The 15,612-nt window shown below is 71.0% G+C and carries 16 protein-coding genes; 6 read left to right on the forward strand and 10 right to left on the reverse strand.

Annotation, left to right across the window (positions count from 1 at the left end; all coding sequences use genetic code 11):
* Positions 1-98 precede the first annotated feature (98 nt).
* Positions 99-557 carry a hypothetical protein gene (locus ACF1A1_RS24465; RefSeq protein WP_392002894.1) on the forward strand — a complete coding sequence of 153 codons (459 nt, stop codon included), beginning with the start codon at positions 99-101 and terminating at the stop codon, positions 555-557.
* Positions 558-622: 65 nt separating this feature from the next.
* A complete protein-coding gene (locus ACF1A1_RS24470; protein ID WP_392002713.1) occupies positions 623-1,354 on the forward strand; it encodes an NDP-sugar synthase in 732 nt (243 codons plus the stop codon).
* A gap of 214 nt (positions 1,355-1,568) precedes the next feature.
* Here the strand turns inward: ACF1A1_RS24470 and ACF1A1_RS24475 are convergent, their stop codons facing one another.
* The 6 genes from ACF1A1_RS24475 to ACF1A1_RS24500 form a co-directional block, all read right to left on the reverse strand.
* Complete coding sequence (locus ACF1A1_RS24475; protein WP_392002714.1) at positions 1,569-3,269, reverse strand: DoxX family protein; 1,701 nt, start codon at positions 3,267-3,269, stop codon at positions 1,569-1,571.
* A 117-nt stretch (positions 3,270-3,386) separates the two neighbouring features.
* Positions 3,387-4,328, reverse strand: a complete 942-nt coding sequence (rlmB, locus tag ACF1A1_RS24480; RefSeq protein WP_392002716.1) for a 23S rRNA (guanosine(2251)-2'-O)-methyltransferase RlmB — start codon at positions 4,326-4,328, stop codon at positions 3,387-3,389.
* A 98-nt stretch (positions 4,329-4,426) separates the two neighbouring features.
* Positions 4,427-5,827, reverse strand: coding sequence for a cysteine--tRNA ligase (gene cysS, locus ACF1A1_RS24485; RefSeq protein ID WP_392002717.1), 1,401 nt, complete (start codon positions 5,825-5,827; stop codon positions 4,427-4,429).
* Between the two features lie 82 nt (positions 5,828-5,909).
* Positions 5,910-6,407, reverse strand: coding sequence for a 2-C-methyl-D-erythritol 2,4-cyclodiphosphate synthase (ispF, locus tag ACF1A1_RS24490; RefSeq protein ID WP_392002719.1), 498 nt, complete (start codon positions 6,405-6,407; stop codon positions 5,910-5,912).
* Positions 6,397-7,149, reverse strand: a complete 753-nt coding sequence (gene ispD / locus ACF1A1_RS24495) for a 2-C-methyl-D-erythritol 4-phosphate cytidylyltransferase (protein WP_392002720.1) — start codon at positions 7,147-7,149, stop codon at positions 6,397-6,399. The genes ispF and ispD overlap by 11 nt, the downstream gene beginning before the upstream one ends.
* A gap of 344 nt (positions 7,150-7,493) precedes the next feature.
* Positions 7,494-7,976, reverse strand: a complete 483-nt coding sequence (locus ACF1A1_RS24500; protein ID WP_003953493.1) for a CarD family transcriptional regulator — start codon at positions 7,974-7,976, stop codon at positions 7,494-7,496.
* A 676-nt stretch (positions 7,977-8,652) separates the two neighbouring features.
* Here ACF1A1_RS24500 and ACF1A1_RS24505 point away from each other — a divergent pair.
* A complete protein-coding gene (locus ACF1A1_RS24505; protein ID WP_392002722.1) occupies positions 8,653-9,327 on the forward strand; it encodes a DUF461 domain-containing protein in 675 nt (224 codons plus the stop codon).
* A gap of 221 nt (positions 9,328-9,548) precedes the next feature.
* Here ACF1A1_RS24505 and ACF1A1_RS24510 read toward each other — a convergent pair whose 3' ends face one another.
* Together ACF1A1_RS24510 and ACF1A1_RS24515 are read right to left on the reverse strand one after the other, a co-directional pair.
* Positions 9,549-10,229 (reverse strand): response regulator, encoded by a 681-nt coding sequence (locus ACF1A1_RS24510; RefSeq protein ID WP_385078381.1) that lies wholly within the window; start codon positions 10,227-10,229, stop codon positions 9,549-9,551.
* Entirely contained in the window at positions 10,226-11,539 is a 1,314-nt protein-coding gene (locus ACF1A1_RS24515) for a sensor histidine kinase (RefSeq protein WP_392002724.1), read from the reverse strand. Before ACF1A1_RS24515 ends, ACF1A1_RS24510 begins: the two co-directional genes overlap by 4 nt.
* Positions 11,540-11,760: 221 nt before the next feature.
* Here ACF1A1_RS24515 and phoU point away from each other — a divergent pair, with 221 nt between their 5' ends.
* The 3 genes from phoU to ACF1A1_RS24530 all read left to right on the forward strand — a co-directional run bounded on the left by phoU (position 11,761) and on the right by ACF1A1_RS24530 (position 13,223).
* Positions 11,761-12,453, forward strand: a complete 693-nt coding sequence (gene phoU, locus ACF1A1_RS24520; protein ID WP_392002725.1) for a phosphate signaling complex protein PhoU — start codon at positions 11,761-11,763, stop codon at positions 12,451-12,453.
* Between the two features lie 171 nt (positions 12,454-12,624).
* Positions 12,625-12,783, forward strand: coding sequence for a hypothetical protein (locus ACF1A1_RS24525; protein ID WP_392002726.1), 159 nt, complete (start codon positions 12,625-12,627; stop codon positions 12,781-12,783).
* A gap of 191 nt (positions 12,784-12,974) precedes the next feature.
* Positions 12,975-13,223, forward strand: a complete 249-nt coding sequence (locus ACF1A1_RS24530) for an SCO4226 family nickel-binding protein (RefSeq protein ID WP_392002727.1) — start codon at positions 12,975-12,977, stop codon at positions 13,221-13,223.
* A 240-nt stretch (positions 13,224-13,463) separates the two neighbouring features.
* Here the strand turns inward: ACF1A1_RS24530 and ACF1A1_RS24535 are convergent, their stop codons facing one another.
* Positions 13,464-13,952, reverse strand: a complete 489-nt coding sequence (locus ACF1A1_RS24535; RefSeq protein WP_392002729.1) for a GIY-YIG nuclease family protein — start codon at positions 13,950-13,952, stop codon at positions 13,464-13,466.
* An 895-nt stretch (positions 13,953-14,847) separates the two neighbouring features.
* On the reverse strand, positions 14,848-15,609 hold the full coding sequence (locus ACF1A1_RS24540) for a phosphoglyceromutase (RefSeq protein ID WP_392002731.1): 762 nt from the start codon (positions 15,607-15,609) through the stop codon (positions 14,848-14,850).
* Positions 15,610-15,612 lie beyond the last annotated feature (3 nt).

Genomic DNA, 15,612 nt, shown 5'->3' on the forward strand with positions numbered 1-15,612 from the left:
CCCCTACCCAATAAGGGGCACTTTTTCATCACCCACTCGGGTGACTAACGGTCGCCGAGCCATTACTCCACGCTACCCTCACACGCGTGAAGCACTCCGTGAAGCACTCCAGCACCCCACAGACGCGACGCGGCCGGGGCCCCGCCCGGCGGATCGGCCGCTCCCTCGCCCTCGTCCTGCCCGTCGTCATGGTGCTCTCGGGGACCCTCGCGGTCACCCGGGTCAACTGGACGGGGAACCCCACCTCCGACTCGGTGCTCACCGCCGCCGACGTCTCCACAGCGCACCGCGACTCGCACGGCGCCGTCCAGGCCCCGCAGGACGTCCTGCGCGACGAGCTCCTGACCGAGCTGCAGGAGAAGGACCCGGGCGTCGCGCTGACCCACCTCCAGGCCGCGGTGAACGGCGAGCCGTCCCTGGCGAAGCACTGCGCCTCCATCGCCCGCGCCCTGGGCCGCGCCGCCGTCCGCGTGTACGGCCCCTCACGCGCCCAGTCCTACTCCCGCCCCGTCTGCGACACGTCGTTCGCCTCGGGCGTCCTGGCAGCGCACAGCTGAGCCCCCCGTGGCTTCCCTCCGGGGGAGCCACACGACCGTGGAGGGACGCCGCGTACAGTGCGGGCATGACCCACCCGCACGCCGCGTCCCGCCCCACGCAAGCCGTCGTCCTGGCCGGTGGCCAGGGCTCCCGGCTGCGCCCCTACACCGACGACCGGCCCAAGCCGATGGTCGAGATCCCCGGGACGGGGACGCCGATCATCGGCCACCAGCTCGGCTGGCTCGCCGAGGAGGGCGTGACGGACGTCGTCGTCTCCTGCGGCCACCTCGCCGACGTCCTGCAGCACTGGCTGGACTCCGCCGACCTCCCCGTGAAGGTCACCACGGCCATCGAGCCCGAGCCCCTCGGCCGCGGCGGCGGCCTGAAGTACGCGGCCGCCCACCTGCCCCACCCCGACCGGCCCTGGTACGCCACCAACGGCGACATCTGGACCCGCTTCTCGCTGCGCGACATGGCGGACTTCCACACCGAGCGCGACGCCGTCGCGACCCTCGCGTTGGCGCGACCGCGCATTCCCTGGGGGGCGGTGCAGACGGACGGGTTCGGTCACATCACCGACTTCATCGAGTCCCCGCCGTCGACGTTCGAGATCAACGCGGGGGTCTACGTCTTCTCCCCCGAGTTCGCCGGCCTGCTCCCCGAGCGCGGCGACCACGAGCGCACGACCTTCCCGCACCTCGCGCGGGAGCGGCGGCTGGCGGGGTTCCCGATTCCGCAGGGCGCTTACTGGCGGGCGATCGACACGGCGAAGGACCTCACGGAGGCGGCGAGGGAACTGGCGGCGCTGGGTCGCTGACCGTCGCGCGGAAGGGACGACGCCGTCGGCTCGTTCTCCGGCCGCGGTCCGACTGCCGACGGGTCGTCGCGGGAGGCGCCGGCGTCGCGGTGCGGGAAGCGCCGTCGTCGCGAAGCGCCGTCGTTGTGGCGCGGGCCGACTGTGGCCGGTCGCGCCGGTTCCCCGCACCCTTCGGGGCACGGGGAACCGGTACGTCGTGAAATCGTCCGCCGGACTAACCGAGAAGCCCGCCCACCAGACCCCGCCGGCCGGAGGAGGACGAACCGCCGCCGTCGGGGCCGCCGGTGGAGCTGCCGGTGGAGCTGCCGGTGGAGCTGCCGGAGCTGGCGCCGCCGGAGGTGGGGCCGGAGCTGGTGCTGGGCTCCTGCTGCTCCTCGGGGCTGTACTCCTGCGCCGGGGCCTCGCCGACGGTGCCCTGGGTCTGGCTGGGCGCGCCGGTGGTGGCGCCCCCGGTGTCCCGGGTGGCGCCCGGAGTGCTCTCCTCGTCCTGCGTCGGCGCCTGCGAGGTGACGCCCTGGGTGGGCGAGACCGACGCGTACGGCTCCCTGCTGGACCGGTGCTCGCCGGACTCCTCGGGGAGCGGCGAGCCGGGCAGTTCGTTGCGCGGGGCCTCGCCCGGGCCGGGCACGACCACCCGGTCCGCGTCGCGGACCGCCCCGCCGAGCAGCGAGCCGACGAGCAGGGTGAGTCCGACGATGATCGCGGTGACGAGGGCACCGCGGCGCAGGACGTAGCGGCGCAGCTCCCACAGGTCGGAGCGTGGGCCGAGCCGGCGCCAGGCACCGGCGGCGAGACGGCCGTCGATGGAGTAGACGGGGGCCCCGGCGATGATCAGCGGCGACCAGGCGGCGAGGTAGATGATGTCGGGGGTCTCGTAGACCGGGACGGTCTTCCAGCTGACGGTGACGATGAGCGCGGCGGAGAGCATCGCGCCGCCCGCGGCGGCCACCCGCTGCCAGCAGCCCAGGACCGTGAGGACGCCCACGATGACCTGGAGGAAGGCGATGACGAGGCCGGAGCCGACGGGGTGGTGCAGGGCGAACTGGCGCAGCGGCTCGGCGACTTCCCAGGGATGCAGGGTGTTGAGCCACTTCACCATGGAGCCGCGCTTGCCGCCGTCGAAGTAGACGGGGTCGCACAGCTTGCCCATGCCGGCGTAGATGGAGATGAAGCCGAGCAGGAGGCGCAGCGGGAGCAGGACCCCGCCGAGGTTCATGCGACGGCCCGGGAAGTAGGCGTGCCGCGCGGGATCGTCGCCGTGCCGCTTGCTGCGCGGGGCGGTCTCCTCCGCGACGGCTTCGCCGAACTCCTCGAACCGTCTGTCGTCGTCGGCGGGCTGCTCGTAGGCGGGTTCTTCGTAGGCGCTGCCCACGGTGCGCATCTGCGGCAGCAGCCGCTGTTCGCCGGCGCCGGGGCCGCGCGGGTGGCCGACGACCGGGGTTTCGATGGTCTGTGCGGTGAGGTCGCCGTCGTAGCCGTCGTAGCCGTCGCCGTCCCCGACGCGGGGGATGACCTGGGTGACGCCGGCCTCGGCGGTGGGCGCGTCGCCGTGGCCGACGCTGCCCGCCCGCACGGCCTGGAGCAGGCGGTGGGCGCCGGTGTCGTCCGGGGCCGACCTGCCGCTCCAGACGACGGGCCGACGACGGGCCCCGGCGGCCGCACCGGCCGCGCCCGCGCTGCCCGCCGCGACGACGGGCAGGTGCGCGGTGTCCTGGGTGGCGCTCAAGTGCCGGGCGATGCGCGGGGATTGGTGACGCCCTGCCGACGCACCGAACTGCACGCGAAAGCTCGCGTGCGTGACGATGATCTGCGCCGGATCGCTCGGCACCTTCACCATGCTCAGCGCGGGAGCGTCGTCGAATCCCGACGAGCGGTCCCCCGTGGGTGTGCGGGGTGTTCTGGTGTCCACGCTCATCTAACCGAGCGACGTGTGGTTAGGACACTGCCTTGACCCACCGGATCTGTCCGGACCCCGTCAAGGTTGCACTACACGCCGGAATTGACCCGTTCAGGTGAGACGGCGGACGCTTGTTCAGCGCCGCCGACGCGCCGCCTCGTACAGCACGATCCCCGCCGCCACACCGGCGTTGAGCGACTCCGCCCCACCCGGCATGGGAATCCGCACCCGGACGTCACAGGTCTCGCCGACCAGTCGGGACAGGCCCTTGCCCTCGCTGCCGACGACGATGACGACCGGGCCCTCGAGGGCCTCCAGTTCGCCGATCTCCGACTCGCCGTCGGCGGCGAGACCGACGACCACGATGCCGGCCTTCTTGTACGCCTCCAGGGCGCGGGTGAGGTTGGTGGCGCGGGCGACCGGCGTGCGGGCGGCCGTGCCGGCGGACGTCTTCCAGGCTCCGGCGGTCATGCCGGCCGCGCGGCGCTCCGGGACGACCACGCCGTGACCGCCGAAGGCGGAGACGGACCGGACGACGGCACCGAGGTTGCGCGGGTCGGTCACGCCGTCGAGCGCGACGATCAGCGGGTCCTCGCCGTCGTCGTACGCGGCCTGGGCGAGGTCCTCGGGGTGCGCGTACTCGTACGGCGGGACCTGGAGGACCAGGCCCTGGTGGTTGAGGCCGTTCGTCATGCGGTCGAGCTCGGGGCGCGGGGCCTCCATGAGGTTGATCCCGCCGCGCTCGGCCGCCAGTTGCAGCGCCTCGCGCACCCGCTCGTCGTTGTCGATGAACTGCTGGACGTAGAGCGTGGAAGCGGGCACGCCCTCACGCAGCGCCTCGACGACCGGGTTGCGGCCGACGACCAGCTCGGACGCCGACTTGCCGCCGCGGCCGCGCGGCACCGGGCGGCGTGCGGTCTGCTTCGCCTTGGCGGTGGCGATGCGGTTCTTCTTGTGGCCCTTGCGCATCTCGGCGGGCGGGGTCGGGCCCTTGCCCTCCAGGCCCCGGCGTCGCTGGCCGCCACTGCCGACCTGCGCGCCCTTCTTGCCGGACATGCGGCGGTTGTTAGCGGCCATGACCTACCCGTCTGTCGTGATGCGTGTGTGTGTACGTAATGCAGTGTGCCGCCCGGACGCCCGGGCGGCACAATCGATCAAGGATCGATCAGAAGCGCTCAGCGCGGGCCGAGCGTCCAGCGCGGCCCCTGCGGGCCGTCCTCGATGACGAGGCCCGACTGGTTGAGCTGGTCGCGGATGGCGTCCGCGGTCGCCCAGTCCTTGCGGGCGCGCGCCGCCTCCCGCTGGTCGAGGACGAGTCGTACGAGGCTGTCGACGACGCCGTGCAGGTCCTCGCCGCGGTCGTTCTCCCCGGCCCAGTGCGGGTCGAGGGGGTCGAGGCCGAGGACGCCGAGCATGGCGCGGACCTCGGCCAGGCGGGCCACGGCGGCCTCCTTGTCGTCGGCGGCCAGCGCGCTGTTGCCCTGTCGGACGGTGGTGTGCACGACGGCGAGCGCCTGCGGCACACCCAGGTCGTCGTCCATCGCCTCGGCGAAGGCGGGCGGCACGTCGGCGGTGGGCTCGACGGCTCCCCCGGCCAGCTCGACGACGCGCTGCACGAAGCCCTCGATCCGCGCGAACGCCGACTCGGCCTCGCGCAGGGCCTCCTCGCTGTACTCGATCATCGAGCGGTAGTGCGGGGTGCCGAGGTAGTAGCGCAGGACGATGGGCCGCCACTGCTTGACCATCTCGGACACCAGCACCGAGTTGCCCAGCGACTTGGACATCTTCTCGCCGCTCATGGTGACCCAGGCGTTGTGCACCCAGTACCGCGCGAACTCGTCGCCGTAGGCCTTGGCCTGGGCGATCTCGTTCTCGTGGTGGGGGAAGATCAGGTCGATGCCGCCGCCGTGGATGTCGAAGGCACTGCCCAGGTACTTGTGGGCCATCGCCGAGCACTCCAGGTGCCAGCCGGGCCGGCCCCGCCCCCACGGCGTCTCCCAGCTCGGCTCGCCGGGCTTGGCGGCCTTCCACATCGCGAAGTCGCGGGGGTCCCGCTTGCCCGTCTCGCCCTCGCCCGACGGCTGGAGCAGGTTGTCCAGCTCCTGGTTGGACAGCCGCAGGTAGGCCGGGAAGGAGCGCACGTCGAAGTAGACGTTGCCGTCGGCCTCGTAGGCGTGACCGCGCTCGATGAGCCCGCGCATCATCTCGATCATCTCGGGGACGTGCCCGGTGGCCCGCGGCTCGTACGTCGGCGGCAGGCAGCCGAGGGCCCGGTAACCGTCGTTGAACGCCCGCTCGTTGTCGTACCCGATGGACCACCAGGGGCGGCCCTGGTCGTGGGACTTGGTGATGATCTTGTCGTCGATGTCGGTGACGTTGCGGACGAACGTGACGTCGTAGCCGCGGTAGGTGAACCAGCGGCGCAGGATGTCGAAGTTCAGGCCCGAGCGGATGTGCCCGATGTGCGGAGCCGCCTGCACGGTGGCACCGCACAGGTAGATCGAGACGCAACCCGGCTGGAGCGGGATGAAGTCACGAGTCTGCCGGGCGCTGGTGTCGTACAGGCGAATAGTCACCACTCCAGGGTAGTGGGCGTGGGATGGTGCCCCGCGCCCTTCCACCCAAGGGCCACACATTCGTGACACGGCGCGGCACGGGTCAGCCCGTGCGCACGACCAGGGCCGTCGCGATCGCCATCAGGCCCTCGTCACGGCCGGGGAAGCCGAGTCCGTCCGTCGTCGCCCCGGACACCGACACCGGTGCTCCCGCCGCCTCCGACAGCAGCTTCTGCGCCTCCTCGCGCCGCTTGCCGATCTTGGGACGGGGGCCGACGACCTGGACGGCGACGTTGCCGATGGTGAAGCCGGCCTCGCGGACGATCCGGGCGGCCTCGGTGAGGAGGGTGACACCGGAGGCGCCGGACCACTCGGGGCGGCCGGTGCCGAAGTGCCGACCCAGGTCACCGAGCCCGGCGGCGGAGAAGAGGGCGTTGCACGCGGCGTGCGCGACGACGTCCGCGTCGGAGTGCCCGGCCAGCCCCGGGCCCTCCCCCTCCCACTTCAGGCCCGCGCACCACAGCTCGCGGCCCTCCTCGAAGGCGTGGATGTCGGTGCCGATGCCGACCTGGGGCAGGACGAGCGGCGCCTCAGAAGCCATCGTTGAGCCTCCTGCGCGCCAGGACGGCCTCCGCGAGGACCAGGTCGAGCGGGCGGGTGACCTTGAAGGCCTCCTCGTGGCCGGGAACGACCACGACCGTCAGGCCGATCCGCTCGACCATGCCGGCGTCGTCGGTGACGTCGCCGGTCACCGTCTCGTGGGCGCGGACCAGCGTGGCCCGGTCGAAGCCCTGGGGCGTCTGGACGGCGCGGAGGCGAGCACGCTCGGGGGTGGCGACGACCGGCTCGGGGTCACCCGGGGTCGCGGCCGGCTCGACCTCCTTGACGGTGTCGGCGAGCGGGAGCGCCGGGACGACGGCCGGGGCGCCCTCACGGACCGCCTCGATCACCGCGTCGACGGTGTCGACGGGCACCAGCGGGCGGGCGGCGTCGTGCACGAGGACGATGTCGTAGCCGGGCGGCAGCGCGTCCAGGCCCAGCTTGACGGACTCCTGCCGGGTCTCGCCGCCGGGGACGACGAGGAAGTCGGTGCGCTCGGGCAGCGCGTGCGCGTCGAGCAGCGACTTGACCTCGGCGGTGCCCTCCGGCGGGGCCACGACGACCACGAGGGTGACGGCGCGGGAGGCGGCGAGGGCGCGCACCGCGTGGATCAGCATGGGGGTCCCGCCCAGGGTGCGGAGCGCCTTGGGGGCGCCCGGACCGAGGCGTACGCCCCGGCCGGCGGCCGGAATCACCGCGGCCGTGCGGGCGGGGGCGGGAGCGGGAAGCGAATCGTCAGACATCGGTTCCTGTCATGTTTGTGTGCTTCCGGCGGCTTTGTGTGCTTCCGGCGGCGCGGCGAGCGTGCGTGCCGGGCGTTGTCCGGCGAACGCCGGTTTGACGGCCGGGCCTACGTGGGTACGGAGACAGCGTGCCGGGCGCGACGCCTTGACCGGACCCTTCCGTGACGCGCCGGTCGAGCCAGCTGCCCGGGCCCGGCACGCCAGGACTCGGGGGAGTTCCCCGGGGGAAGAACAGGCGTACGGGGCTGGGAACGCGAACATGCCGCAGCGCCCGGCGACAGGAAATACGTCATCGGGCACCGCGGCATTTCACTGTGCTGAACCGAGGCCGGCTTGCGTCGGCGTCAGGACGCGAGGACCTCGTCGAGGAGCGCCTCGGCCTTGTCCTCGTTCGTGTTCTCCGCGAGCGCGAGCTCGCTCACCAGGATCTGGCGGGCCTTGGCGAGCATGCGCTTCTCACCGGCGGAGAGTCCACGCTCACGCTCACGACGCCACAGGTCACGCACGACTTCCGCGACCTTGATGACATCGCCGGAGGCGAGCTTCTCCAGATTTGCCTTGTAACGACGCGACCAGTTCGTGGGCTCCTCGGCGTACGGCGCGCGCAGCACCTCGAAGACCCGGTCCAGTCCGTCCTGACCGACCACATCACGCACGCCGACGAACTCCGCATTGTCCGCTGGCACACGTACCGTCAGGTCACCCTGGGCGACCTTCAGCACCAAGTAGGTCTTGTCCACGCCTTTGATCTGGCGAGTTTCGATGGCCTCGATCAGCGCGGCCCCGTGATGGGGATAGACCACGGTGTCGCCAACCTTGAACGTCATGTGACAGGTACCCCTTCCGTGGCTATCCAGGGTAACACGGATACGGCGTCTTCTGAATGGCGTTTTCGCAGGTCAGGGCATATCTCGGGGCTTGACAACAGCGACAGGAACGTGCTGCGACCGGGCACCGGAAGCAGGTATTCGCAGGTCGGAGCCGCTCTTCGAGGGGGGTGAAACGCGTACGTTACACACATCCGGAGCCCCCTCCCAACGGCGCAACATCCCCATATGTCCGGTTCCAGATGTGCGACTTACGCTACTCCGTTCGGCGTCCGCGGTCGCATCCGCGCCGTTTCCGGAATTGATCACACCGGCGGCCGGACAGCCGGTGATCAATTCCGCGGACGGTCCCGCATTCCCGCACGGAAAATCCGGGATCCCGGCTGAGCGGCGCTTATGTGAATGCGGGACGACGTCCGGACGATCACCAAGAAGCCAATGTGACTCCGGGTCGCTGTGAGTGGCGTGACCAGAGTGACGGAAGGGACCAGGCGGACCGCTCTGACGGAGGGGACGAGGTGCAGGTACGGCGCCCTGCGGGGCCCCGGAGGGCGCTAGAGGCGGGTCGGGTGCGGCGGCGCGGGAACGGCTCGGTAACCTAAGGCCCGCTGACAGACCCTTAGGGCGGCTTTATCCAAGGAGAGCTGCCCCTGCGTTCCAAGGAGATGCCGCCGCCGTGAGCAGCAGCCTTCGACGCGGCGCCCTCGCCGCCTCCGCCATCGCGTTCTCGATCGCCACGCTCGCCGCGTGCGGCGCCGGCAACGACGCCCAGACGCTGGAGATCAAGCCGGACAACGCCGCCACCAGCGTCGGCGACATCAAGCTGCAGAACGTCGTGATCATCACCCAGCCCGACCTGGAGTCGACGGGCCCGGCCGTGGTGTCGGCGACCGTCTTCAACAGCGGCCGCACCGCGCAGACGCTGGAGTCGATCTCCGTCGACGGCACCGGCAAGACCGCCGAGCTCAAGCCCGCCAAGGGCAGCGGCAAGCTGACCATCCCGGCCGGCGGCTCGGTCGTCATCGGCGGCGAGAACAACGCCACCGCCGTCCTGCCCAGCAGCCGTGAGGCGGTCCAGGACGGCAACGCCCAGAAGATCACCTTCACCTTCAGCGAGACCGGCGAGATCAGCCTGCGCGCCTTCGTCGTCCCCGCCGAGAGCTACTTCACCAAGTGGGGCCCGACGGAGGTCCCGACCGCCCCGGCGGGGTCCGCGTCCCCGTCCGTGACCGAGTCGCCCTCCGGGACGCCGGGCCACGAGGGTGCCGAGGGCGAGGGCACGACCGAGGGCGGCTCCCCGAGCGACACGGCCTCGGCGACCGCGTCGGAGTCGGCGGAGACCGGCCACTGAGCCTCTGACGTCCGGGTCCTCCGGCGTCCAGACGTCCGCGGCCTCGGACACACGGGGCCTGCGACGGGAGAGGCCTCGGTCGGCGCGGCCTCGGCACACGAGACCTCGACGTACGAGACCTCGACGTACGGCGGAAGGGCGGCACCCCCGCGAGGGTGCCGCCCTTCCGCCGTACGTGCCGCAGGGCGCTTCCGACGCTCCCTACGGCTCCAGAATGCTTCCTACGGCTCGAACTTGTAGCCGAGGCCGCGGACCGTCACCAGGTACCGCGGCGCGCCCGGGTCCGGCTCGATCTTGGCGCGCAGGCGCTTGACGTGGACGTCGAGGGTCTTGGTGTCTCCGACGTAGTCGGCGCCCCAGACGCGGTCGATGAGCTGCATGCGGGTCAGGACGCGGCCCGCGTTGCGCAGGAGCATCTCCAGCAGGTCGAACTCCTTCAGGGGCAGGTCGACCTTCGAGCCGGAGACGGTGACGACGTGGCGGTCGACGTCCATCCGGACCGGGCCGGCCTCCAGCGCCGCCGGGGTGACCTCCTCCGGCTCGCCGCGGCGGCGCAGCACCGCGCGAATACGGGCCACCAGCTCGCGCGAGGAGAACGGCTTGGTGACGTAGTCGTCGGCTCCTATCTCCAGGCCGACGACCTTGTCGATCTCGCTGTCCTTGGCGGTCACCATGATGACGGGGACGTTGGAGCGGCTGCGCAGCTGGCGGCACACCTCGGTGCCGGGCAGCCCCGGCAGCATCAGGTCGAGGAGGACGAGGTCGGCGCCGTTGCGCTCGAACTCGTCGAGTCCGTCGGGCCCGGTGGTCGCGACGGCGACCTCGAAGCCCTCCTTGCGGAGCATGTACGACAGGGCGTCGGAGAAGGACTCCTCGTCCTCGACGACGAGCACTCGGGTCACGGAAGGACCTCCGGGGCGGAAAGCGTCTGGTACGCGGTTGAGTCAGGCGGTGAGGAAGGGGATGAGGAAGGACGGGTGCCTCCGGCGGAGCCGTCGGCCTCGTCCTCGTTCTCGTTCTCGTAGTCGTCGGGGTCGGGGTGCTGGTGGGCGCGCTCGCGGGCGACACCCGCCTCCGGCAGCCGGAGCGTGAAGGTGGAGCCCTGTCCCTCGGCGCTCCACACCGTGACCTCCCCGCCGTGCGAGGCGGCCACGTGCTTGACGATGGCCAGCCCGAGGCCCGTGCCGCCGGTGGCACGGGAACGGGCCGGGTCGACGCGGTAGAAGCGCTCGAAGATGCGCTCCTTGTCCTTGTCGGAGATGCCGATGCCCTGGTCGGTCACCGCGATCTCGATCAGGTCCCCGCCGTTCACGGTCACCCGGCGGGCGGCTATGCCGACGCGGGTGCGGGCGGGTGAGTAGTTGACGGCGTTCTCGACCAGGTTGCCGAGGGCGGCGGCGAGCTGGCCCCGGTTCCCCCAGACGTGCAGGTCGGCCGTGCCGCCGGCGGCCATGGTGATCTGCTTGGCGCCCGCCTGGTGGCGGCAGCGGTCGACGGCCTCGGCGACCAGCTCCTCCACGCGGACCGGCTCGGCGTCCTCGAGGGGATCGTCGTTCTGCACCCGGGAGAGGTCGATGAGCTCCTGGACCAGGTTGGTCAGCCGCGTCGCCTCGATCTGCATCCGGCCGGCGAAACGCTGCACCGCCTCGGGGTCGTCGGAAGCGTCCATGACAGCCTCGGAGAGCAGGGAGAGCGCGCCGACCGGCGTCTTCAGTTCGTGGCTGACGTTCGCGACGAAGTCCCGCCGTACGGCCTCGATACGGCGGGCCTCGGTGAGGTCCTCGACGAGGAGGAGGACGAGCCGGGAGCCGAGCGGCGCGACCCGGGCGGAGACCGCGAGGGCCTCCCCGCGTCCCGTACCGCGCCGGGGCAGGTCCAGCTCGACCTGGCGTATTTCCCCGTCCCGTCTGGTGTCCCGCGCCATCTGGAGCATGGGTTCGACGGCGAGCTTGCCGCCACGGACGAGCCCGAGGGCGTACGCGGCGGAGCTGGCCTTGACGACGGCGTCGGCCTCGTCGAGGACGACGGCCGACGAACGGAGGACGGAGAGGACGGTGTCGACGCCCGGAGGCAGCACGGGATCGGTGTGCAAGGAAGTCCTGGTGGGTCGGTTCTGGTCGCGTTCGCTCCAACGGAACGCCAGCATGGCGATCACGCCGGTGAGCACCCCGGCGATCGCTGCCGCTGCGGCGACCGCCGCGTTCACGTCCATGAGGTCCAGGTTAGGCATGGCATCCGGCCTGGCCACAGCCATCGAGGTGGGAGCTGGAACACTCGTCGCCCAGAGTTCACCTTGGAGCCAGTGGTGGTTCATTTGAGGTGACGGAATCCGACGCGTAGGGGGCCGACCGTGGCACCGTGGGGTTCGCAGGCCGGTTGTACGGCCGGTTCTGGCCCCCGGAGCCCCCAAGCGACGCACGAGAGGGAACCCTGATGCGGGACGCGTACCACGAGGAACTGGACTCGATCGGCGACGGTCTGGTGGAGATGGCCCGGCTGGTCGGGTCGGCCGTCGGGCGCGCCACGACCGCCATCCTCGATGCCGATCTGAAGCTGGCCGAGAGCGTGATCGAGGCCGACAAGAAGGTCGACGAACTGCAGCACGACCTGGAGGCCCGGGCCATAGCGCTGCTGGCGCGGCAGCAGCCGGTGGCCACGGACCTGCGGATCGTCGTCACGTCGCTGCGCATGTCGGCCGACCTCGAGCGCTCCGGCGACCTCGCCCAGCACGTGGCGAAGCTGGCCCGGCTGCGCTTCCCCGAGCGGGCGGTGCCGCAGGACCTGCACGCCACGATCCTGGAGATGGGCCAGCTCGCCCAGCGCCTGATGGCGAAGGCGGCCGAGGTGATCATCACGAAGGACGTCGACCTCGCGCTCCAGCTGGAGACGGACGACGACGCCATGGACCTGCTGCACCGCACGCTCTTCCAGCACCTCATCGACGAGCGCTGGAAGCACGGCATCGAGACGGCGGTGGACGTCACCCTGCTCGGCCGCTACTACGAGCGCTTCGCCGACCACGCGGTCGCGGTCGCCAAGCGGGTCGTGTTCCTGGTGACGGGTGAGCACGCGGACGACCTCCAGCAGGACCTGACGACGGAGATCCAGCCGGTCGAGGGGGCGTAGGGCGGCCGGCCCCGAGGGGGGCGTGGAGCCGGCGTGGAGCCGGGGAGCGTAGGCGTGTGCCACGGCGTCCCGCGGCTGTCAGGGGCGTGGGGAAGCCTCCGTGCGCCGTTGATGCGCCCGGCGGAGCGGGCATGGAATGGACACAGGCGCTCTAGCCTCCAGGAGGAACCCATGGCCGAAGCCCCCAGCACCTCCACGCCCGACCCCACCCAGGAACGCCCGACCGAGCAGCCGGCCGAGATCAGGAACCTGACCCTGATCGGCGCGTGCGGCTGCGGCTCGGGATGCGGCTGCGGCTGCCAGTCGGGCAACCCCTGCCAGTGCGGCTGAGGGGTACGCGTCCGTACTCGTACGACGAGTGAGGGGTCCCGGTGTTCCCACCGGGACCCCTCACTCGTCATCAGCGGAGCCGTGCCGTCCGCGCGGTGACGCTCGGCGGGTCGCAGGGAAGGGTGGCCGGGCGCAGCATGGAAGAGCGGCGAAGGAAGAGAAAACAGAAAGCAGAGAGGGGGTGCACGGTCATGACCCGGTTCATGGACGTCCACCGCGGCATGAAGGGCATCACAGCCGACCAGCTGCACGAGGCCCACCAGGCCGACCTGGCCATCGAGGCGGAAGAGAACGTGCACTTCGAGCGCGCCTGGGCGGACCCGGAGTCCGGCACCGTCTACTGCCTCTCCGAGGCCCCGTCCGCGGATGCGGTACAACGCGTCCACGAACGCACCGGCCACAAGGCGGACGAGATCCACGCGGTGCCGCTGTCGGTATGACGGGCGTACTGAACGGCCCCTGACCGGGTGATGCGGTCGGGGGCCGTTGTCGCGCACGCTGTCCGCGGGAGGCTTGTGGGCGGTTACTTCTTCTTGCCCCGGGTGTTGTCGGGGATCTTGGGGAGCTGAGTTTTTTTGCTGGTCAGGGCGGTTACTGAGCAGCCGAACGGTCGTCGTTGGCCACTGTCGCGCGACCTCGGACGGCCCAGGGACGGCCCGGCCAACGGCCCGCTCAGCGACCTACGAACCGACGGGCAAGTCCCGAGCCCGCTGGCGGGCTTGAGCCCGAAGCTCCTTCAGACGACTGTGAAACGCGTTGTGGCGGTTCTGGTCGAGGTTCAGCGGGAGATCGAGTTCGGAGATGAGCTGCGACTCCAGGTCCCAGGGGTCGCCTTGCTCGATCCAGCACACCCGGGCATTGTCCGCCATCCACTGGCTCAGGGTCGCCTCGCCAGCCTTGCCGAAGGTCATCCGCTTGCCGCTGCCCACGCGGCGGAGCTCGAGTCCGAGCAGGCAGCCGAGGGTGAGCCGCAGCGTCGAGCCGGCCGCGTTGCCCCGGTAGTGGTAGCGCACCCGCTTGCGCAGGTTCTGCGTGCTGGTCCGGTTCGCCATGTACCGCGGTGCTATCCCGACGTAGAGCAGGCGCCCGGCGTCCAGGTCCTGGTGGGGCGGCTGCTTGAAGTGCCACCCGTAGACCCCTGCCGCCGCCGGGACAGGGCTCGGACGCACCAGGACCTCCTGCGCCGACCACAATCGGTCTGGACTGACGAGAGCGGTAGCTTCCACGAAGCCTCCATGCGTTCCATGGCTGATCGTCGCAGGCTACTGGTCGACGTTGACATGTGACATCAGCTTGGGAAGCTTGGGTTACTTGCGGACGGTTGCCGGCGGGCTGACCTGCGGCGGAGCGGCCACGGAGCCTCGCTAGCCGCCGGCCTGGCCCCCGTCATTCCCCGTGGTTGCCCGCGCGATCTGGCACGCGTCTGGCACGGGCGCGGCCGTCTGGCCTGTGCGCCCGCCGCGCCAGCGACCACCGATTTGGGAGTTCGATCACGCCTCGGTGTTGCTGCGGTCCGGTACGCGCACGTGTGCCACCCTCTCGTCAGGATTTGCCTGGGCCGTCACGCCCGACCGGAACAGCCGCAACAGGAACTCGGCAAGAGCGCCAGGGGTTGCCAGGGGGGCGATCGGAAGGGACTGTGCGGCCTCCCGTTCAGGATCTCCGCGTGCGTCCAAGGGAGCGCAGTGCCAGCCGTCCGTCATCCGCCAGAACACGACTGTTCCACGCGTCCATGGCCCGCCATGGAGGACGGGTTCGCCTTCCGTCCAATAGAGGGCGCTGGCGCGTGCCAGTCCCACCGTTCACTCCGCGGACCCCCAACCTCTCGAAGGGCACCGACGACAGCCGTGACGTACTGGCGCGTCTCAGCGTGTGCCAGGAGTTCTGCGTCCTTTGCAGAGGCCATCCCTGTCCGTCTCTCCCCTACGTGCTGATCTTCGAAGCGAACTGCCCGTAGGGAGAAGCCAGGGCCAAGACAACACATGACGGCCCAGAGACGGCCCAGCCCCCAGTAAGTCCCTGACCCGCGGAGAATTCGCGGGTCAGGGACTTACTGCTGTGCGCTTACTTCTTCTTGCCCTGGTTCTTGACCGCCTCGATCGCGGCCGCGGCCGCGTCCGGGTCCAGGTAGCGGCCGCCCGGGGTGACCGGCTTGAAGGCGGAGTCGAGTTCGTAGTACAGCGGGATGCCCGTGGGGATGTTCAGGCCCGCGATGTCGGCGTCGGAGATGCCGTCGAGGTGCTTGACGAGGGCGCGGAGGCTGTTGCCGTGGGCGGCGATCAGGACCGTGCGGCCGGTGAGGAGGTCGGGGACGATGCCGTCGTACCAGTACGGGAGCATGCGGATGACGACGTCCTTCAGGCACTCCGTGCGGGGGCGCAGCTCCGGCGGGATCGTCGCGTAGCGCGCGTCGTCCGACTGGGAGAACTCCGTGCCGTCCTCGAGGGGCGGGGGCGGGGTGTCGTAGGAGCGGCGCCACAGCATGAACTGCTCCTCGCCGAACTCGGCGAGGGTCTGGGCCTTGTCCTTGCCCTGGAGGGCGCCGTAGTGGCGCTCGTTCAGGCGCCAGGAGCGGTGGACCGGGATCCAGTGGCGGTCGGCGGACTCCAGGGCCAGCTGCGCGGTGCGGATCGCGCGCTTCTGGAGGGACGTGTGGACCACGTCGGGCAGCAGGCCGGCGTCCTTGAGCAGCTCACCGCCGCGGACCGCCTCCTTCTCGCCCTTCTCGTTGAGGTTGACGTCCACCCAGCCGGTGAACAGGTTCTTCGCGTTCCACTCGCTCTCGCCGTGGCGGAGGAGGATCAGCTTGTACGGTGCGTCGGCCATGCG

This window comes from Streptomyces sp. NPDC014995, assembly GCF_043080745.1.
Classification (GTDB): Bacteria; Actinomycetota; Actinomycetes; order Streptomycetales; family Streptomycetaceae; genus Streptomyces.